Origin of the sequence: Lacinutrix venerupis, assembly GCF_001971745.1 — a bacterium.
GTDB lineage: Bacteria > Bacteroidota > Bacteroidia > Flavobacteriales > Flavobacteriaceae > Lacinutrix > Lacinutrix venerupis.
Window position 1 is genome coordinate 2,339,950 of record NZ_CP019352.1, and the last position, 15,276, is coordinate 2,355,225.

Consider the following 15,276-nt stretch of genomic DNA (forward strand, 5'->3'; position numbering starts at 1 on the left):
ATATAATTTATTCGGCAATAACGTTACTATACTTTGCATTTATTACAATAGTTTTATTTGTATTACTATTGTTTGGAGCATGCTTTACTGTTTTATTATTTGTTTGCCTTTTATTGAATTTTGAATGATTCCCTTTAAAGTACAAGTTGTAATCTATGGTCTTTGGTAAATTTAATAGTGCATCACTATTTTCTAAAACAATGTTTAGATTATTAAAATCTTCTAAAATACTCTGAATATATAAATCTCCAAAACTACCGTCTATAAGAGAATTTCCACTTAAGCTTTCTATATCAATATTAGATGATACTGCGTTTAACATTAAATCTTTAGCATTATTTATTTTTGCTTTAGACACGTAGTTTAGTTTTAAAGCACCTTCATTCCAAGATTCTATAGACGCATTAGCATAAGAAATATTAATGGAAGCATTGCTTCCATTAATATTATTTGCTAAAAATTTACCATGAGAGACAGTAATTTTTGGATCGCTAATTACAGATGCCATTTTAAGCTCTCCATGTTTAACATTGAGGTTTAATTTTGCTTTTTTGGGCATTTTAATTTTTATGGTTTTAATAACATCTAATGTTTTTTTAGAGACATCATCAAATAGATTTTTAGATTTTGAATCGCCAAAGGCTTCTTCCATTTTTTCTTCGAAAGCTTTTCCAAATTCTTCTCCCCATTTTTCCATTGCTGGAGCAAATTTTTCTTCAAATTGTTTACCAAAGTTTTCTCCCCAAGCTTCCATTTTCTTTTCGAAATCTTTACCAAAACCATCCTCAAAAGTCTTTTCAAACTCTTTTCCGAAGTTTTCTCCCCAATCTTCCATCTCCTTTTCAAATTGATCTAAATCTGATTGTTTAATACTTTTTGCCCATTCACGCATTTCTTGTTCGTATTCTTCACCATATTCTTTTCTGTATTTTTTACTCCAAGAATCTAAATATGCTTCTCCTTCATCCTGGTATTTATCGAAATCGAAATCAAGATTATAATTTCCATCTGGAGATTTAGGTATACGCAACACACTTAAGGCTTCTGGTAAGTTTTTTAAAGATTCTAAATTGTTTAAACCATCTAATAATGGCTCTAAATTTAAATCGATTTTTAAGTTAGATAGAGCCTCTATAGATTCTTCATCTAAAATATTTAAACTAATTTCTTTAGACCATAAACCTTGCGAGCCTTTAGAACGAATTGTTACTTCGTCTTGGTTACCGTTTATTTCTAGATCCCAAGCGTCTAAAACTTTTTTAAGGTCTTCTTTACTGTGTTTTTTACTCTCTATATAGGCTTCAATTTCTACATAATCTTTACTCCAAGTATCTACCTCTATGTTGGTATGACTGGATTCTAAATTTATTATAGCGTTTTTATTAACCTTTATAGTTTTTTTATTTTTTTGTAGTGTGTTTTGAGCAAAAGCTGCACTTGTAACTAACAAAAAAAGTAATGTTAAGTATATATATTTTAGTTTCATTTTTTTAGTTTTTTTATACTAATGGTTTTAGTATATAATTTAAATTTGATTTTCATTAACCGAATTCAAGTCTTTTAATTGTTCTTTTAAACGATGCATTAGGTTTAACCTTAACTTTAAGTTACTAATAAGAGCATCTACAGTTAACTCATCTGGACCTTGTTTTGTTAATTCCACGTTTAGCCTGTTATATTCTGCTTTAAGCTCGTCTAATCGCTTTATGTAACCATCGAATAAATCTTTGTTTTCTGGTGTTAATTTTACTTTAGATAATTCTAAATTAATATTAGCCAGGTAATAATCTTCAACTTTTTTTAAATCTGGAGATATATCACCAATTGTTTTTGTTTCTATTGGGTCTACTTCTACAACAGTTGTATTTTTAGGGTTTTGAGAATTAAAAAACTGAATTGCTCCAAAACTTAAACCTAAAAGCACAATAACACTAGCCGCAATAGACAACCAGTTAATTTTTTTAGTTTTCTTTTCTGGCATTGCAGTTTCTAGCTTGCTTAAAAATCTTGCTTCATGACCGTTTGGCATACTATCGTTTTGCAGTGTATTATCTGCTTTAAACATGTCTCTAATATCTTTAGCCATAATTTTTATGTTTTAGTAATTCTTGTAATTTAACTCTTCCTCTAGACAATTGTGTTCGTGATGCTACTTGCGTTATATTTAATATTTCGGAAATTTCTTCGTGATCATAACCTTCAATTAAAAACAACATAACAACAAATTTGTACTTATCTGGTAACATATTAATTGCCTTTTTTATGTCGTCTAGACTTGTAGCATCTTCTACCATCCAATTGTTATTATTGGAGTTATCGATTACTTTTAAATGAACGTCTTCAAGCTCAACTAAACGCTGCTTTTTTAGTTTGAGATAATCGATACTTTTATTAATAACAATTCGTTTTAACCAAGCTCCAAAAGTTACATCGCCTTTAAACTGGTGCAGTTTTGAGAAGGCTTTTATAAAAGACTCTTGTACAATATCTTCTGCCTCTGCTGTATGATTAACAAAACGTTTAGCCACGCAGTACATACCATCGCAATACTGGTTGTACAATTGCAATTGCGCTTTGCGATTGTTTTGTTTACATAAATCAATAATACTTGATTGAACGATTTTCACTTATTGGTTTTTGGTTAGTTTATTTCGAACTCATTATAAAGACGATACAATTTTTGGGATGTTGCAAAAAAGTTTATTTTTTTTTATAAATATAGCAACAAATATTATTAAAATAGCGTTAAGATATTGACCAGCCTTCAGTTTTACAGTATCTTTATCATCTTAATTAATCTAAATAAAAAGTCCCTATGAAACGATTTATCGTTTTTTTATTAATCGTTATTTTTGGAATACTTGGGTATTTCTATTTTACTAAAACTGGTATTTTTGAAGAAAGAAAGAGTCCAAAAAAAACAGTAGTTTTTGCTGTTGACGATTTAAAATTAGAAGTATTCTATAATAGGCCATCTAAAAGAAATCGTGAGGTTTTTGGTGCTTTAGTTCCTTTTAACGAAGTATGGAGAACAGGAGCAAACGAGGCTACTACGTTTGAAACTAATAAGGCTTTAAAAATTGGTAATGACTCATTACCTAAAGGTAAATACACATTATGGACAATCCCAAACGATACTGCTTGGCAAGTAATGTTTAATACTAAACAATATAAATGGGGAGTCGATGAGACTATGAAACCTATGCGTATTCCTGAATTTGATGTTATTACTTATACCACTCCTGTTCAACATTTAGAAAATCCTGTAGAACAGTTTACCATTGCTTTTGATAACTCTACAGATAATTTATCTTTAACAATGGCTTGGGACAAAGCTAAAGTTGTTGTACCATTAAAATAGTATTTTGTAAACAGTCTTACTTTTAAATTAGCAAAGATGTTAAGCTATTATACAATACTTTTTATCAACATACTCCAGTCGAGAGCTTTTTAGTATTTTTACATTAACATTAATAAATTCGTGGCTAAATTTAAAAAATCTGCATTAAAAGAGAATGATGGAATTTCTGCTCCAGAAACAACCAGCATTGCTGCTATTTCTAAAATTAAAGAAAAGAGACGACAAAAAAAATCTACATCAGATTTAGTTAAAGCCATATTAAATGGAAATATTACAGCCTTAAGTCAAGCAATTACATTAGTTGAAAGTAAAAATAGTGAACACTTAGAGCAAGCTAATGCTATTATAAAAGCGTGTTTACCACATGCAAATAAATCTGTTAGAATTGGAATTACCGGAGTTCCTGGTGTAGGTAAAAGCACTTTTATTGAATCCTTTGGAAGTTACTTAACTAATATTGGTAAAAAAGTAGCGGTTTTAGCAGTAGATCCTAGTAGCTCGATAACTAAAGGAAGCATTCTAGGTGATAAAACACGAATGGAAGATTTGGTAAAAGATAAAAATGCTTTTATTCGTCCTAGTCCTTCTGGCACTTCGCTAGGAGGTGTAGCAAGAAAAACGAGAGAATCTATAATTTTGTGTGAGGCCGCAGGCTTTGATACTATTATAATTGAAACTGTTGGTGTTGGACAAAGTGAAACCGCTGTACATAGTATGGTAGATTTCTTTTTATTATTAAAACTCGCTGGTGCTGGAGACGAATTACAAGGTATAAAACGTGGTATAATTGAAATGGCAGATGCTATTGCTATTAACAAAGCAGATGGTAAAAATTTAAAGCAAGCAAAACTAGCTAAAGTTGAATTTAACCGTGCTCTACATTTATATCCTGTAAAAACTTCTAATTGGCAACCAAAAGTTATGACTTGTAGTGCCATTGAAAATGAAGGCATTGAAGCCATTTACTCTATGATTTTAGAGTATAAAAAACTAACTATCGATAACAACTATTTTTATTCTAAACGAAACCAGCAAAATAAATTTTGGTTAATTCAAACTATTGAAGAGCAACTTAAAAACGACTTTTTTACTAACTCTAAGATTAAAATAGAACTAGAACAACAACTTGAACTTATTGAAAACAATAAAACCACTCCTTTTGTTGCTGCAGAATATTTATTAGGATTAAAAACTTAGTTTAGTTAAAAAACAACATATAAACTATGTTACCAATACCTATGGTTCCTGTTAAACAACCTAAAATAAAGTCCATTTTAGTTGCTATATAAGTAAGTTTGTGTTCTATTTTATTAGCTACAGTAGCATACAAAGCATATAAAGAAAAGGAACCTGCCGTAGAACCAATTGAAAAAAATAAGCTGTTTATAAAAGAATACTCAAAATAATCTAATCCTATTAAAAATGAAATAGATGTAAAATAGAATGGTATTGCTGTAGTATTTAAAAGCGACATACCTATACCGTGCAAATAGGCTTTAGATTTATCAATTTCTTCTTTTTTTACTTTTTTCTTTATGGTATAGTGTAATCTAAAAAAGTTAATTGATAATAAAATTAAAATACCAGTACCTATTTTTTGTATTATAGTAATGTACTGGGAATTTTCCATTAAAATATTAGATAAATATGCACCAATATTAGCTTGAAAAAATAGTACCGTTGCATAACCGCCTATTAGATATAAAGCAGATTTAACTCCACTCTTTAAACTAAATTTAACAACTGTAAGATTTAAAAAACTTGGTACAATACTACCAGAAGCCGCAATTATAAATCCAAAAAATAAGCAAGTAATAAAAACCATTATTAATTTTTAGCCACAAATTAACAACTTAAACAATTAATACGTTGCTTTGTTATACTATTAGTTTAACTCAAAAAAACTAAACTAAACATTTATAAATCTACATTCTTTCCGGAACACTAATACCTAATAACTTAAAAGCGTTTTTAATTGTATTTCCTACCGTTTTAGATAATTGGACTCTAAATACTACAGATGCTTTATCATCGTTACCCATTACTATAGGTAAATTTTGAAAAAACGAGTTATATTCCTTTACTAATTCGTAAATATAATTTGCAATTAAAGCAGGACTGTGGTTTTGCGCTGCATTTTGTATTACCTCTGGAAAAAGTTGTAGTTGTTTAAGCACTGCCTTTTCTTTATCCTGTAAAGCAAAGGTTTTTTCAATTTTACTTGAAGAAACTCCATTAATTGCCTCTGCCTTACGTAAAATAGATTGTATTCTAGCGTAAGTATACTGTATAAATGGTCCTGTATTTCCTTGAAAATCTATAGACTCTTTTGGATCGAAAAGAATACGTTTTTTAGGATCTACTTTTAAAATATAATATTTTAAAGCACCTAAACCAATGGTTTTATACAAGTTTGCTTTTTCTTCATCACTATATCCATCTAGTTTACCTAAATCTTCTGAGATTTCTTGTGCTGTACTTGCCATATCCGTAATTAGATCGTCTGCATCTACAACAGTTCCTTCTCTACTCTTCATTTTTCCGCTAGGTAAATCTACCATACCATAACTTAAGTGATATAGGTTTTTAGCCCAATCGAATCCTAATTTCTTTAAGATTAAAAACAACACTTGAAAATGGTAATCTTGCTCGTTTCCTACGGTATAAACCATACCACCTACATCTGGAAAATCTTTTATTCGTTGTATAGCTGTACCAATATCTTGCGTCATGTATACCGCTGTTCCATCACTTCGTAATACTATTTTTTCGTCAAGTCCATCTTCTGTTAAGTCACACCATACAGATCCATCTTCTTTTTTATAAAAAACTCCGGTTTTTAAACCTTCATCTACAAATTCTTTTCCTAATAAATAAGTTTCACTTTCGTAATATAATTTATCGAAATCTACTCCAAGATTTTTATAAGTAATACTAAATCCATCGTAAACCCATTGATTCATTTTTTCCCAAAGAGCAACAACATCTTTATCTCCAGACTCCCATTTTTGAAGCATTTGTTGAGCTTCTATTAATATAGGAGCTTGTTTTTTTGCTTCTTCATTGGTTTTACCTTCAGCAATTAAAGCCTCTATTTCTTTTTTATATTCCTTATCGAATTTTACGTAGTAATTACCAACTAATTTATCGCCTTTTAAACCTGTTGATTCTGGTGTTTCACCTTCTCCAAAACGTTGCCAAGCTAGCATACTTTTGCATATATGAATACCACGATCGTTTATAATCTGTGTTTTATATACATTCTTTCCAGATGCTTTAATTATTTCGGCTACACTATATCCTAATAAATTATTACGAATATGACCTAAATGCAACGGTTTGTTAGTATTTGGCGAAGAATATTCTACCATTATTGCTTTTTCATCTTTTTTAGGAGATGTAAAGCCAAAAGAGTTATTATCTTTTATTGTATTAAAAAAATCAACATAATATGCATCTACAATCTCAACATTTAAAAAACCTTTAACGACATTATATGCTTTTACTTCTTCAACATTTTCAACTAGATATTCTCCTATAGATTCTCCAATCTTTACAGGATTACCTTTAACTACTCGTAGCATAGGAAATACTACTATTGTAATATCGCCTGCAAATTCTTTACGTGTTGCTTGAAATTCTACACTTTCTAAATTAGCGTTAAATATAGAATGTACAGCTTGTTTTACTACTCTTGTTAATGTTGCTTGAAGGTTCATTTTGTTTAATTTTTAAAGCAACAAATATAGTATTAATTGACATAAATTATTAGATATAGCAACCCAAAAATAGATGAAACATTATTTTAAAAAAACCGAATGATTTTATATAGCTTTCTCTATTTATCGGTATATTACATTATACGAATTTAGCACAATCATTTCAACTAATATTTTGACTTTAAAACCAATAAATTAGTATAACTAACAGCTTTTTGCAACTTTTGAAACGTATGTTACTACCAACATGCAATAATTTAAACTAGCTATTAACAACTTGCTTATATAATTTATAAGCAGCCTTTACAAAAAGCATAAACCCTTAGTACTCTTTTGTGCTATGTTTGCTGGTATTATGAGTAGACTGATTGTTCTCTTTTTTGTTTTATTTTCTTTGTCAGGTTTTTCTCAAGAAGAAGAACTAGAAAGCTTACGTATAGAGTTAACTTTTCAAAATCCAGATACTACAAAAGTAAAAACGTCTTTAAAAATTATAAATTTACTTTATAAAAGTAAAGATTATGATAGCGCTTTAAAATATATTAAAGGCGCGCAAATGCTATCTGAAAATTTAAATTACCAAAAAGGTCTTGCTGATATTACGTATTACAAAGCGTTAATTTATAATAGTAAAGACGATTATATTAATGCATCTAGCGAATTCCATAAAGCAAAACAAATATTTGAAACATTACAAGACACACTGGCTTTAGCTAAAGTAAAAAACCAATTGGGTGTTTTAGAAATTGAACGTGGTAATTACAAAAAAGGTTTAAAATATGCTCACGACGGTATTAATGAACTTGAAAAAAGAGCATTATTTGAAGATTTAGCAATTGCTTACAAAAGCATCGCTAAAGCTTACAACAAAACTCATGTTACAGAAAAAGCAATTGATTATTATTTACAAAGTCTAGAGATACAAGAACGTATAAATAATGTTGACGGAATTATTGAAAACAATGTAGATTTAGCTAAATTATATCTAGAAAAAAACGACTATAAAAGAACTATACGCTATTATGAAAATGCTCTTAATTACATTGAGTCTAATGACAATGAATTAAAAGCAAATATACTTGCAGATTTAGGAGGTGCATATTTAAAAAGTGAAGATTTAAAAACTGCTGGAGATTATTTAGTTGAAAGTATAAAACTAAACAGGAAATTAAAAAATGAAAGTGGCATTTTAAAAACCTTAAATAATTTAGGCGAATTAAATTTAATTAAGAAAAATTATAAAATAGCTGAACAACAGTTTCTTGAAGCTGGAAATTTAGGAAGACAACAAAATAATAAGTTAGAGTTATTAAAAAACTATAAACTTATGAAAACGTTGGATTCTACAAAAGGTAGATTTGAAAGTGCTTTTGGTTGGCAAAGAGAATATTTTAAAATTAAATCTAGTCTTGATGCCGAAAAAACAAATTTTGAGGAAATAGTTTTAGATGAAGCTACTAATAATGAAGCTGAAAACGATACTATTTTACAAGCACAAACTATCGCTCCTATAGAAACCCAAGATGTAGATAGTAAGCAAAAGCTCGATCGCTTAAAGCTAATATTCTACGCTGTTTTAGCAGCTTTTGCAGTAGTATTAGTGTTCTTTATATTATTCTTTTTAAAACGAAATAATAGAGCAAAATATACTCGAGAATTAGAAGTTAAAAATCAAAAAATAGAATTACAAAATGAGGCAATTTTAGAGCAAAGTAAACATTTAGAAAGTATAAATAATGTTAAAGATAAGCTTTTCTCTATTGTTTCTCACGATTTAAAAGATTCGCTAACCTCTACAAAAGGCTTTATAGACTTGCTTAAAGATGGTCAATTATCGCAAGATGAATTTCATAGTTTATTACCAGAGCTAAGTGAAAATGCCAACAATGCTTCACTTCTATTATTTAATTTATTAAACTGGTCTAAGTCGCAAATGCAGTCTTTAAAACCTAAACCTTCTTTATTTGATATACAACAAGTGTTTCATGAAAAAATTAAATTAATAGAACAAAAAACTCAAAAGAAAAGTATTATTTTAATAGATAATACTATGCGCGATTTTGTGTATGCAGATAGAAGTATGGTAGAAATTATTATTCAAAATCTATTAGCAAATGCTGTAAAATTTTGCGTAAAAAATGATACAATTACAATATCTAATAAAATAGAAAATGGCAATGCTATAATTAGTGTTGCAGATTCTGGTATTGGTATTTCTGTTGAAAACCAACATAAATTATTTGGTAACAACACATTTACAACTATTGGTACTGAAAACGAAAAAGGAACAGGTTTAGGGTTAACTATTTGCAGAGAATTAGTAGAACTAAATCAAGGCAGAATTTGGGTAGATAGCGAAGTAAATATAGGTAGTACATTTTTTATAGAACTACCTAAAACTAGAATCGAAAACCCAATAAACACTTGAACTACATCTTTGGTAGAAATACCTCGGCCATCATACAACGAGCACTTCCACCACCACAAGTCTCAATAGTTTCTAAAGAGCTTGATAAAATTTCACAATGTCTTTCTATAATATTTATTTGTGCTTGAGATAGGGAATTATGAGCTGCTTGACTCATAACTAAATAGAGCTTATTATCTTTCCCTCTTACTTGTAACATATTACCAGCAAAATTAGCCATTTGCTCTTCTGTAATATTAATTATTTCTTTTCCGTCTGCTTTAAGATTTTTTATAACGTTTTTGCGTTCCTTTTTATCATCGATACTATCTAAACAAATTACAGAAAAAGTTTCTGCTAAACACATCATTACATTTGTATGGTAAATAGGTAAACGTTTACCATCTACTGTTTGGTTTGCAGTAAATACAACTGGTGTATATTCAAAATCCTCACAAAATTCTATAAACAAACCTTCATCTGCTCTTGGAGAAAGCGCGCAATAAGCTTTATCATTTACACGATCTAATAATAAACTTCCAGTTCCTTCTAAAAATACATTTTCATTTTCAGCTGTTGTATAATCTATTATATCATTAATTTTAAAACCTTCTTTTTCTAAACGTGCAAAAACCTCTTCTCTTCGTTCTCTCCTTCTATTTTCTGCAAACATAGGATACAAACCTACGTTACCGTTTTCATGAAAACTCACCCAATTATTAGGAAAAATAGAATCTGGAGTGTCCATTAAAATATCGTCATCTTCAACAATTACATTAACACCAACAGCCCTTAATTTTTCTACAAACGCATCAAATTCTTCTTGTGCTTTTGCATTAATTTCGGCATTTTTTAACTGTATATCTTCCTGAAAATAATTATTTACTGCTGTTTGTTCGTTCATTCTAAAAGCGACTGGACGAATCATTAATATAGTGTTTGTTGTTTGGCGCATTTTTTAAAATTTTACGCAAAAGTACTTTAAATTTCTATAAGTAATATCATTTTTTACTTCCATTTTATATTACAACCAAGGCTAGGTTTTTGGTTCTCTAAAGGCGCTTCGTTATTTAAAATAGCATCTATAGCTTTTCTTAAATCTTCTCCGTTTACAGTAATACCATTTCCTGGTCTAGAGTTATCTAATTGGCCATGATAAGTTGCTTTTAAGTCTGCATTAAACACATAAAAATCTGGAGTACAAGCGGCATCATAAGCTTTAGCTACTTCTTGTGTTTCATCGTATAAATAAGGAAAAGGATATTTTAAATTTGCCGCAACCTGTTTCATTAATTCTGGCCTATCTTGAGGATATGCTTTAGCATCATTACTACTTATTGCAATAAAACTAATTCCTTTTTTTAAGTAATTATTAGCTATTTCAACTAGTTGTTTATTTACATGAACAACAAAAGGACAGTGGTTACAAATAAACATAATAACGGTTCCATTTTTTCCTTTTAATTGTTGCAAATTCATTGTTTTGCCTGTAACAACATCTTCTAAAGAAAATTCTGGTGCCAAAGTTCCGTTTTCGAAACTATTAGATTCTGTTCGTGCCATAAAAATTTTAATTTTTGAATTTAAATTTAATTGAAAAGTTAATAATTTACAATAAATAATTAGTTAGAAATAAATATTGAAAAATAAACTACTAAAATTATTTTTGACAATTTTTTAATTAAAAATTTAAATAAAAATTAGATTAATTCAACATTTATTATTTAATTAGCAGAGATTAATAGCAACCCTTAACGATATCCCTTAAATGAAGTATTCCCTTGTACTCCTATGTTTTCTATTTACCTCTATTATTTTTGCACAAAACAACAACAGTAACTCACTAAAAGTTACGAGATACAAATTACATCCAAAAGAATTAAACATTCAAAATGATGTTAGTGCAAAAAAAATAAATCTTAAAATTTATTATTTAAAAGAAGGTAATATTACCGAAGATTACACGTATTTTAAACCAAAGAAAAATGAAATTTTATTTTTCTTTGGCAAAGATCCTGTTACAAATACAACTCAAATGTATTTTAAAGTAGATGAAAACCTTAAGCACATTTACAAGAAAAAAGAATTTGATAAGCTAATAAAAGTTGTAGAGGTATTAGAATATAATGTTTTTCCTACTGAAAGTAATTTTTCTAGTATAGATGCTTATAGTGCTCTAGCTTCGCTATAATTTTTATTTTTTTTATTTAGTTACAACTTCTGCATACAAATCGAAATCTGCAGCTTCAATAACTTTTACAGTTGCATATTCTCCAGTTTTTAAATAGGTTGTTGTTGCGTTAATTAAAACTTCATTATCTACATCTGGAGAGTCGAACTCGGTACGTCCAACAAAATACTCTCCTTCTTTTCTATCGATAACCACTTTAAATTCTTGTCCTATTTTTTCTTGATTTAATTCCCAAGAAATTTGAGACTGAATTTCCATAATTTCGTTAGCTCGTTCTTGTTTTATTTCTTGTGGCACATCATCCTCTAAATTAAAAGCATGTGTGTTTTCTTCGTGTGAATAAGTAAAACATCCTAAACGTTCAAAACGCATTTCGCGAACCCATTCTCTTAATTCCTCAAATTGTTCTTGTGTTTCTCCAGGATATCCAACAATTAAAGTTGTACGAATAGCCATTTCTGGAACTGCATTTCTAAATTCTTTAAGTAATTTAGTTGTTTTTTTATGTGTAGTTCCACGACGCATACTTTTTAAAATATCGTCGTTTATATGTTGTAAAGGGATATCTAAATAATTACAAATTTTTGGTTCTCGATTCATAACATCAAGAACGTCCATAGGGAAACCAGAAGGAAAGGCATAATGTAATCTAATCCACTCGATACCTTCAACTTTAACTAAGTTTTCAAGTAACTCTGCTAAGTTTCTTTTTTTATATAAATCTAAACCATAATATGTTAAATCTTGAGCTATTAAAATTAACTCTTTAACACCATTTGCTGCCAATTTTTCAGCTTCGGTTACCAAATCCTCAATAGGTGTACTTTTGTGTTTCCCACGCATTAAAGGAATTGCACAAAAACTACATGGTCTATCGCAACCTTCGGCAATTTTTAAATAAGCGTAATTTTTTGGTGTTGTTGTTAAACGTTCACCTATTAATTCGTGTTTATAGTCGGCTCCTAAGGCTTTTAAAAGCCCTGGTAGTTCTGTAGTTCCAAAATACTGATCTACGTTTGGTATTTCTTTTTGTAAATCTGGTTTATATCTTTCAGAAAGACAACCAGTAACAAAAACTTTATCTACATCTCCTTCCTCCTTCTTCTTCATGTATTCCAAAATAGTATTAACACTTTCTTCTTTGGCATTATTAATAAAACCACATGTGTTAATTACTACAACATTACCTTCTTCTTCATGTACAACCTCTTTACCGTTGGCTTTTAATTGTCCCATTAACACCTCACTGTCGTAAACATTTTTACTACAACCTAGTGTTATTACGTTTATTTTGTTTTTTTTAAGTGATTTAGTACGCATATCTTAATTTTGGACTGCAAAGATACAATCTTAATTAAACCTTTTTATCTTTAGCTTGTCTTATTTAATATTATGAAAAACTTATATATACTTTTTTTAATAACAATCCTTAGTTGTTCTTCTAACAGCACTAACAATACTACACAAGTAACAGCTAACGAAGCAGATTTGTATTTTCCTCCCTTAAATTCTTCTTCTTGGGATACTAAAGAAATTTCAAATTTAAACTGGAACGAAAACAATGTTCAATCGTTATTAGATTTCCTAAATGAAAAAAACACAAAAAGTTTTATTGTATTACATAGAGGAAAAATTGTAATAGAACACTACTTTAATGGCCATGCTGAAAATACAAATTGGTATTGGGCAAGCGCAGGAAAAACATTAACAACAACTCTAACCGGAATTGCACAAGATGAAGGATTAATTAATATAAACAATAAAGTTTCTAATTATTTAGGCACAGGTTGGACAAGTGCTCCATTAGCAAAGGAAGATTTAATTTCTTGCAAAAATTTACTTACCATGACTTCTGGTCTTGATGATAGTTTAGGAGAGTCTGTATCTCCAGAAAATTTACAATATATTGAAGATGCAGGACAAAGATGGGCATACCATAATGTTTATGTAAAACTTCAAGATGTAGTTGCACAAGCAAGTAACCAAACATGGACCAATTATTTTAATACTAAATTAAAAGATAAAATTGGCATGTCTGGAGCTTGGATTATGTTAGATGATTTAAACGTGTATTTTAGTAACACTAGAAGTATGGCTCGCTTTGGACTGTTGATATCTAACAATGGAAAATGGGAGGATACACAAATTGTTTCGGAAAGTTTTATAAACGATGCAATTAATACGTCTCAAAATATTAATGAATCCTACGGATATTTATGGTGGCTAAATGGTAAAAACTCTTTTCATTTACCACAAAGTCAATTCGAATTTAATGGAGAACTAATTCCAAATGCGCCAAATGATATGTATGCTGCTCTTGGTAAAAACGACCAGAAAATATACATTATTCCTAGTAGAGATTTAGTAATTATAAGAATGGGTGAAGCTGCTGACGATTCTAACTTTGCACTTTCAACTTTTGATAACGAATTGTGGGAAAAAATTAATTTAATAATTAACTAAATATCACATAAAAATATAATCAATAAAGATCTTTTTCTATTTCAAAATTATAATAACTTTAGATATATTCGCACACTAACAAACCAACAGTTATTATATTATGAAAAAAATTATTTTATTATTTACATTGTCTTTATTTATTATTGGATGCTCTAAAGACGATAGCACTAATGAATTACCTATTGTTAATGCTTGTGCATCTCCAATAAATTTAAGTGTAAACAATTTAACTAATACAACTGCTACACTAAACTGGAATGCAAGCGGAAACGCTGCTTTATTTCAAGTTGAGTATGGTGAGTTTGGTTTTTCTCAAGGTAATGGTACACAATTAAATGTCCCAGATGAGTTTACAAATATTGAAGATTTACAACCATCTACTCAATATACTTTTTACACAAGAGTATTTTGCAACAGTACACAAACTTATAGCGATTGGGCTAATTTTTCGTTTGTAACATTAGCAGACAACCCTTATTGTAATGATCCTTCTAGTTTTTCTCAAGAATTTTATCCAGATTCTGTAACTCATAACCATGTAGATTTATCATGGAGTGAAGGAGCTTTTGATGGTTCTCAAATACAGTATGGCTTACAAGGTTTTACAATAGGTTCTGGTTCTATAAAAAATGTAACAGATAATATTTATCCAAGTTCTACTCGCATTGAAAATTTAAATGCCGGTACTGCTTACGACTTTTACGTTAGAAATATTTGTGAAAATTCTGGTTACAGTGCATGGGTTGGACCAATTACCGTTACAACATTAAATGAACCAGCCAATCCTAATTGTGTGGATCCATATAATTTTGTTTCTCAAGGTACCGGAACAAATACTGATGGGAGCAAATACTTTGATTTTTCATGGGATCATGAAGCTTCGCAAAACAGCTGGGAAATTGCTGTAGTACCAGTTGGAACGGCTTTTAATACTAATATTGTAACAGCTACATCTTTTCAGCCTGTTAGATTAAGTTATAATGGTGTAACTTCTGGTCAAGCTTATGATTTTTACATACGCTCTAATTGTGGTACAGCAGATGGATTTAGTGATTGGGTTGGACCAGTAACGGTTACTGCTCAATAAAAACTTATTAAACAAACATAAAAAAATCCTTTAGAATTAACTTCTAAA

General features: G+C 29.4%; 14 protein-coding genes. 6 read left to right on the plus strand and 8 right to left on the minus strand.

Translation table 11 applies throughout. The features are described 5' to 3' along the window. Window positions 1-7: 7 nt before the first annotated feature. From BWR22_RS10630 to BWR22_RS10640, 3 genes are read right to left on the minus strand one after another with little or no spacing between them, the layout of a single operon-like run. Window positions 8-1,486, minus strand: a complete 1,479-nt coding sequence (locus BWR22_RS10630; RefSeq protein WP_076733654.1) for a DUF4097 family beta strand repeat-containing protein — start codon at window positions 1,484-1,486, stop codon at window positions 8-10. Between the two features lie 39 nt (window positions 1,487-1,525). Beyond that, window positions 1,526-2,086, minus strand: a complete 561-nt coding sequence (locus tag BWR22_RS10635; protein WP_076733655.1) for a hypothetical protein — start codon at window positions 2,084-2,086, stop codon at window positions 1,526-1,528. Further along, window positions 2,079-2,621 (minus strand): RNA polymerase sigma factor, encoded by a 543-nt coding sequence (locus tag BWR22_RS10640; protein ID WP_076734416.1) that lies wholly within the window; start codon window positions 2,619-2,621, stop codon window positions 2,079-2,081. Before BWR22_RS10640 ends, BWR22_RS10635 begins: the two co-directional genes overlap by 8 nt. Before the next feature lie 194 nt (window positions 2,622-2,815). Between BWR22_RS10640 and BWR22_RS10645 the strand changes: the two genes are divergently transcribed. Further along, complete coding sequence (locus BWR22_RS10645) at window positions 2,816-3,361, plus strand: DUF2911 domain-containing protein (protein WP_076733656.1); 546 nt, start codon at window positions 2,816-2,818, stop codon at window positions 3,359-3,361. 120 nt (window positions 3,362-3,481) lie between these two features. Further along, entirely contained in the window at window positions 3,482-4,558 is a 1,077-nt protein-coding gene (gene meaB / locus BWR22_RS10650; RefSeq protein ID WP_076733657.1) for a methylmalonyl Co-A mutase-associated GTPase MeaB, read from the plus strand. A 1-nt stretch (window position 4,559) separates the two neighbouring features. Here the strand turns inward: meaB and BWR22_RS10655 are convergent, their stop codons facing one another. Together BWR22_RS10655 and argS are read right to left on the minus strand one after the other, a co-directional pair. After that, window positions 4,560-5,186 (minus strand): LysE family transporter, encoded by a 627-nt coding sequence (locus tag BWR22_RS10655; protein WP_076733658.1) that lies wholly within the window; start codon window positions 5,184-5,186, stop codon window positions 4,560-4,562. A gap of 100 nt (window positions 5,187-5,286) precedes the next feature. Continuing rightward, entirely contained in the window at window positions 5,287-7,080 is a 1,794-nt protein-coding gene (gene argS / locus BWR22_RS10660; protein ID WP_076733659.1) for an arginine--tRNA ligase, read from the minus strand. Window positions 7,081-7,435: 355 nt separating this feature from the next. On the opposite strand from argS, the gene BWR22_RS10665 reads away from it, so the two are divergent. Beyond that, complete coding sequence (locus BWR22_RS10665; RefSeq protein ID WP_076734417.1) at window positions 7,436-9,508, plus strand: tetratricopeptide repeat-containing sensor histidine kinase; 2,073 nt, start codon at window positions 7,436-7,438, stop codon at window positions 9,506-9,508. A gap of 1 nt (window position 9,509) precedes the next feature. On the opposite strand, the gene ctlX is transcribed toward BWR22_RS10665, so the two are convergent. Together ctlX and BWR22_RS10675 are read right to left on the minus strand one after the other, a co-directional pair. Further along, window positions 9,510-10,442 carry a citrulline utilization hydrolase CtlX gene (gene ctlX / locus BWR22_RS10670; RefSeq protein ID WP_076733660.1) on the minus strand — a complete coding sequence of 311 codons (933 nt, stop codon included), beginning with the start codon at window positions 10,440-10,442 and terminating at the stop codon, window positions 9,510-9,512. Between the two features lie 53 nt (window positions 10,443-10,495). Beyond that, a complete protein-coding gene (locus tag BWR22_RS10675) occupies window positions 10,496-11,050 on the minus strand; it encodes a thioredoxin family protein (protein ID WP_076733661.1) in 555 nt (184 codons plus the stop codon). Between the two features lie 205 nt (window positions 11,051-11,255). Here BWR22_RS10675 and BWR22_RS10680 point away from each other — a divergent pair, with 205 nt between their 5' ends. Further along, window positions 11,256-11,678 carry a hypothetical protein gene (locus BWR22_RS10680; protein ID WP_076733662.1) on the plus strand — a complete coding sequence of 141 codons (423 nt, stop codon included), beginning with the start codon at window positions 11,256-11,258 and terminating at the stop codon, window positions 11,676-11,678. A 12-nt stretch (window positions 11,679-11,690) separates the two neighbouring features. Here the strand turns inward: BWR22_RS10680 and rimO are convergent, their stop codons facing one another. Next, window positions 11,691-12,998 carry a 30S ribosomal protein S12 methylthiotransferase RimO gene (rimO, locus tag BWR22_RS10685; protein ID WP_076733663.1) on the minus strand — a complete coding sequence of 436 codons (1,308 nt, stop codon included), beginning with the start codon at window positions 12,996-12,998 and terminating at the stop codon, window positions 11,691-11,693. A 72-nt stretch (window positions 12,999-13,070) separates the two neighbouring features. On the opposite strand from rimO, the gene BWR22_RS10690 reads away from it, so the two are divergent. Beyond that, window positions 13,071-14,141, plus strand: a complete 1,071-nt coding sequence (locus BWR22_RS10690; protein WP_076733664.1) for a serine hydrolase domain-containing protein — start codon at window positions 13,071-13,073, stop codon at window positions 14,139-14,141. Window positions 14,142-14,241: 100 nt separating this feature from the next. Then, window positions 14,242-15,228 carry a fibronectin type III domain-containing protein gene (locus BWR22_RS10695; protein WP_076733665.1) on the plus strand — a complete coding sequence of 329 codons (987 nt, stop codon included), beginning with the start codon at window positions 14,242-14,244 and terminating at the stop codon, window positions 15,226-15,228. Window positions 15,229-15,276 lie beyond the last annotated feature (48 nt).

Excerpts from the sequence above, each read along its gene's own strand:
- BWR22_RS10630 (WP_076733654.1), bottom strand. The coding sequence starts at position 1,486 with ATGAAACTAAAATATATATACTTAACATTACTTTTTTTGTTAGTTACA.
- BWR22_RS10635 (WP_076733655.1), bottom strand. The coding sequence starts at position 2,086 with ATGGCTAAAGATATTAGAGACATGTTTAAAGCAGATAATACACTGCAA.
- BWR22_RS10645 (WP_076733656.1), top strand. The coding sequence starts at position 2,816 with ATGAAACGATTTATCGTTTTTTTATTAATCGTTATTTTTGGAATACTT.
- BWR22_RS10655 (WP_076733658.1), bottom strand. The coding sequence starts at position 5,186 with ATGGTTTTTATTACTTGCTTATTTTTTGGATTTATAATTGCGGCTTCT.
- argS (WP_076733659.1), bottom strand. The coding sequence starts at position 7,080 with ATGAACCTTCAAGCAACATTAACAAGAGTAGTAAAACAAGCTGTACAT.
- BWR22_RS10665 (WP_076734417.1), top strand. The coding sequence starts at position 7,436 with ATGAGTAGACTGATTGTTCTCTTTTTTGTTTTATTTTCTTTGTCAGGT.
- ctlX (WP_076733660.1), bottom strand. The coding sequence starts at position 10,442 with ATGCGCCAAACAACAAACACTATATTAATGATTCGTCCAGTCGCTTTT.
- BWR22_RS10675 (WP_076733661.1), bottom strand. The coding sequence starts at position 11,050 with ATGGCACGAACAGAATCTAATAGTTTCGAAAACGGAACTTTGGCACCA.
- BWR22_RS10680 (WP_076733662.1), top strand. The coding sequence starts at position 11,256 with ATGAAGTATTCCCTTGTACTCCTATGTTTTCTATTTACCTCTATTATT.
- rimO (WP_076733663.1), bottom strand. The coding sequence starts at position 12,998 with ATGCGTACTAAATCACTTAAAAAAAACAAAATAAACGTAATAACACTA.
- BWR22_RS10690 (WP_076733664.1), top strand. The coding sequence starts at position 13,071 with ATGAAAAACTTATATATACTTTTTTTAATAACAATCCTTAGTTGTTCT.
- BWR22_RS10695 (WP_076733665.1), top strand. The coding sequence starts at position 14,242 with ATGAAAAAAATTATTTTATTATTTACATTGTCTTTATTTATTATTGGA.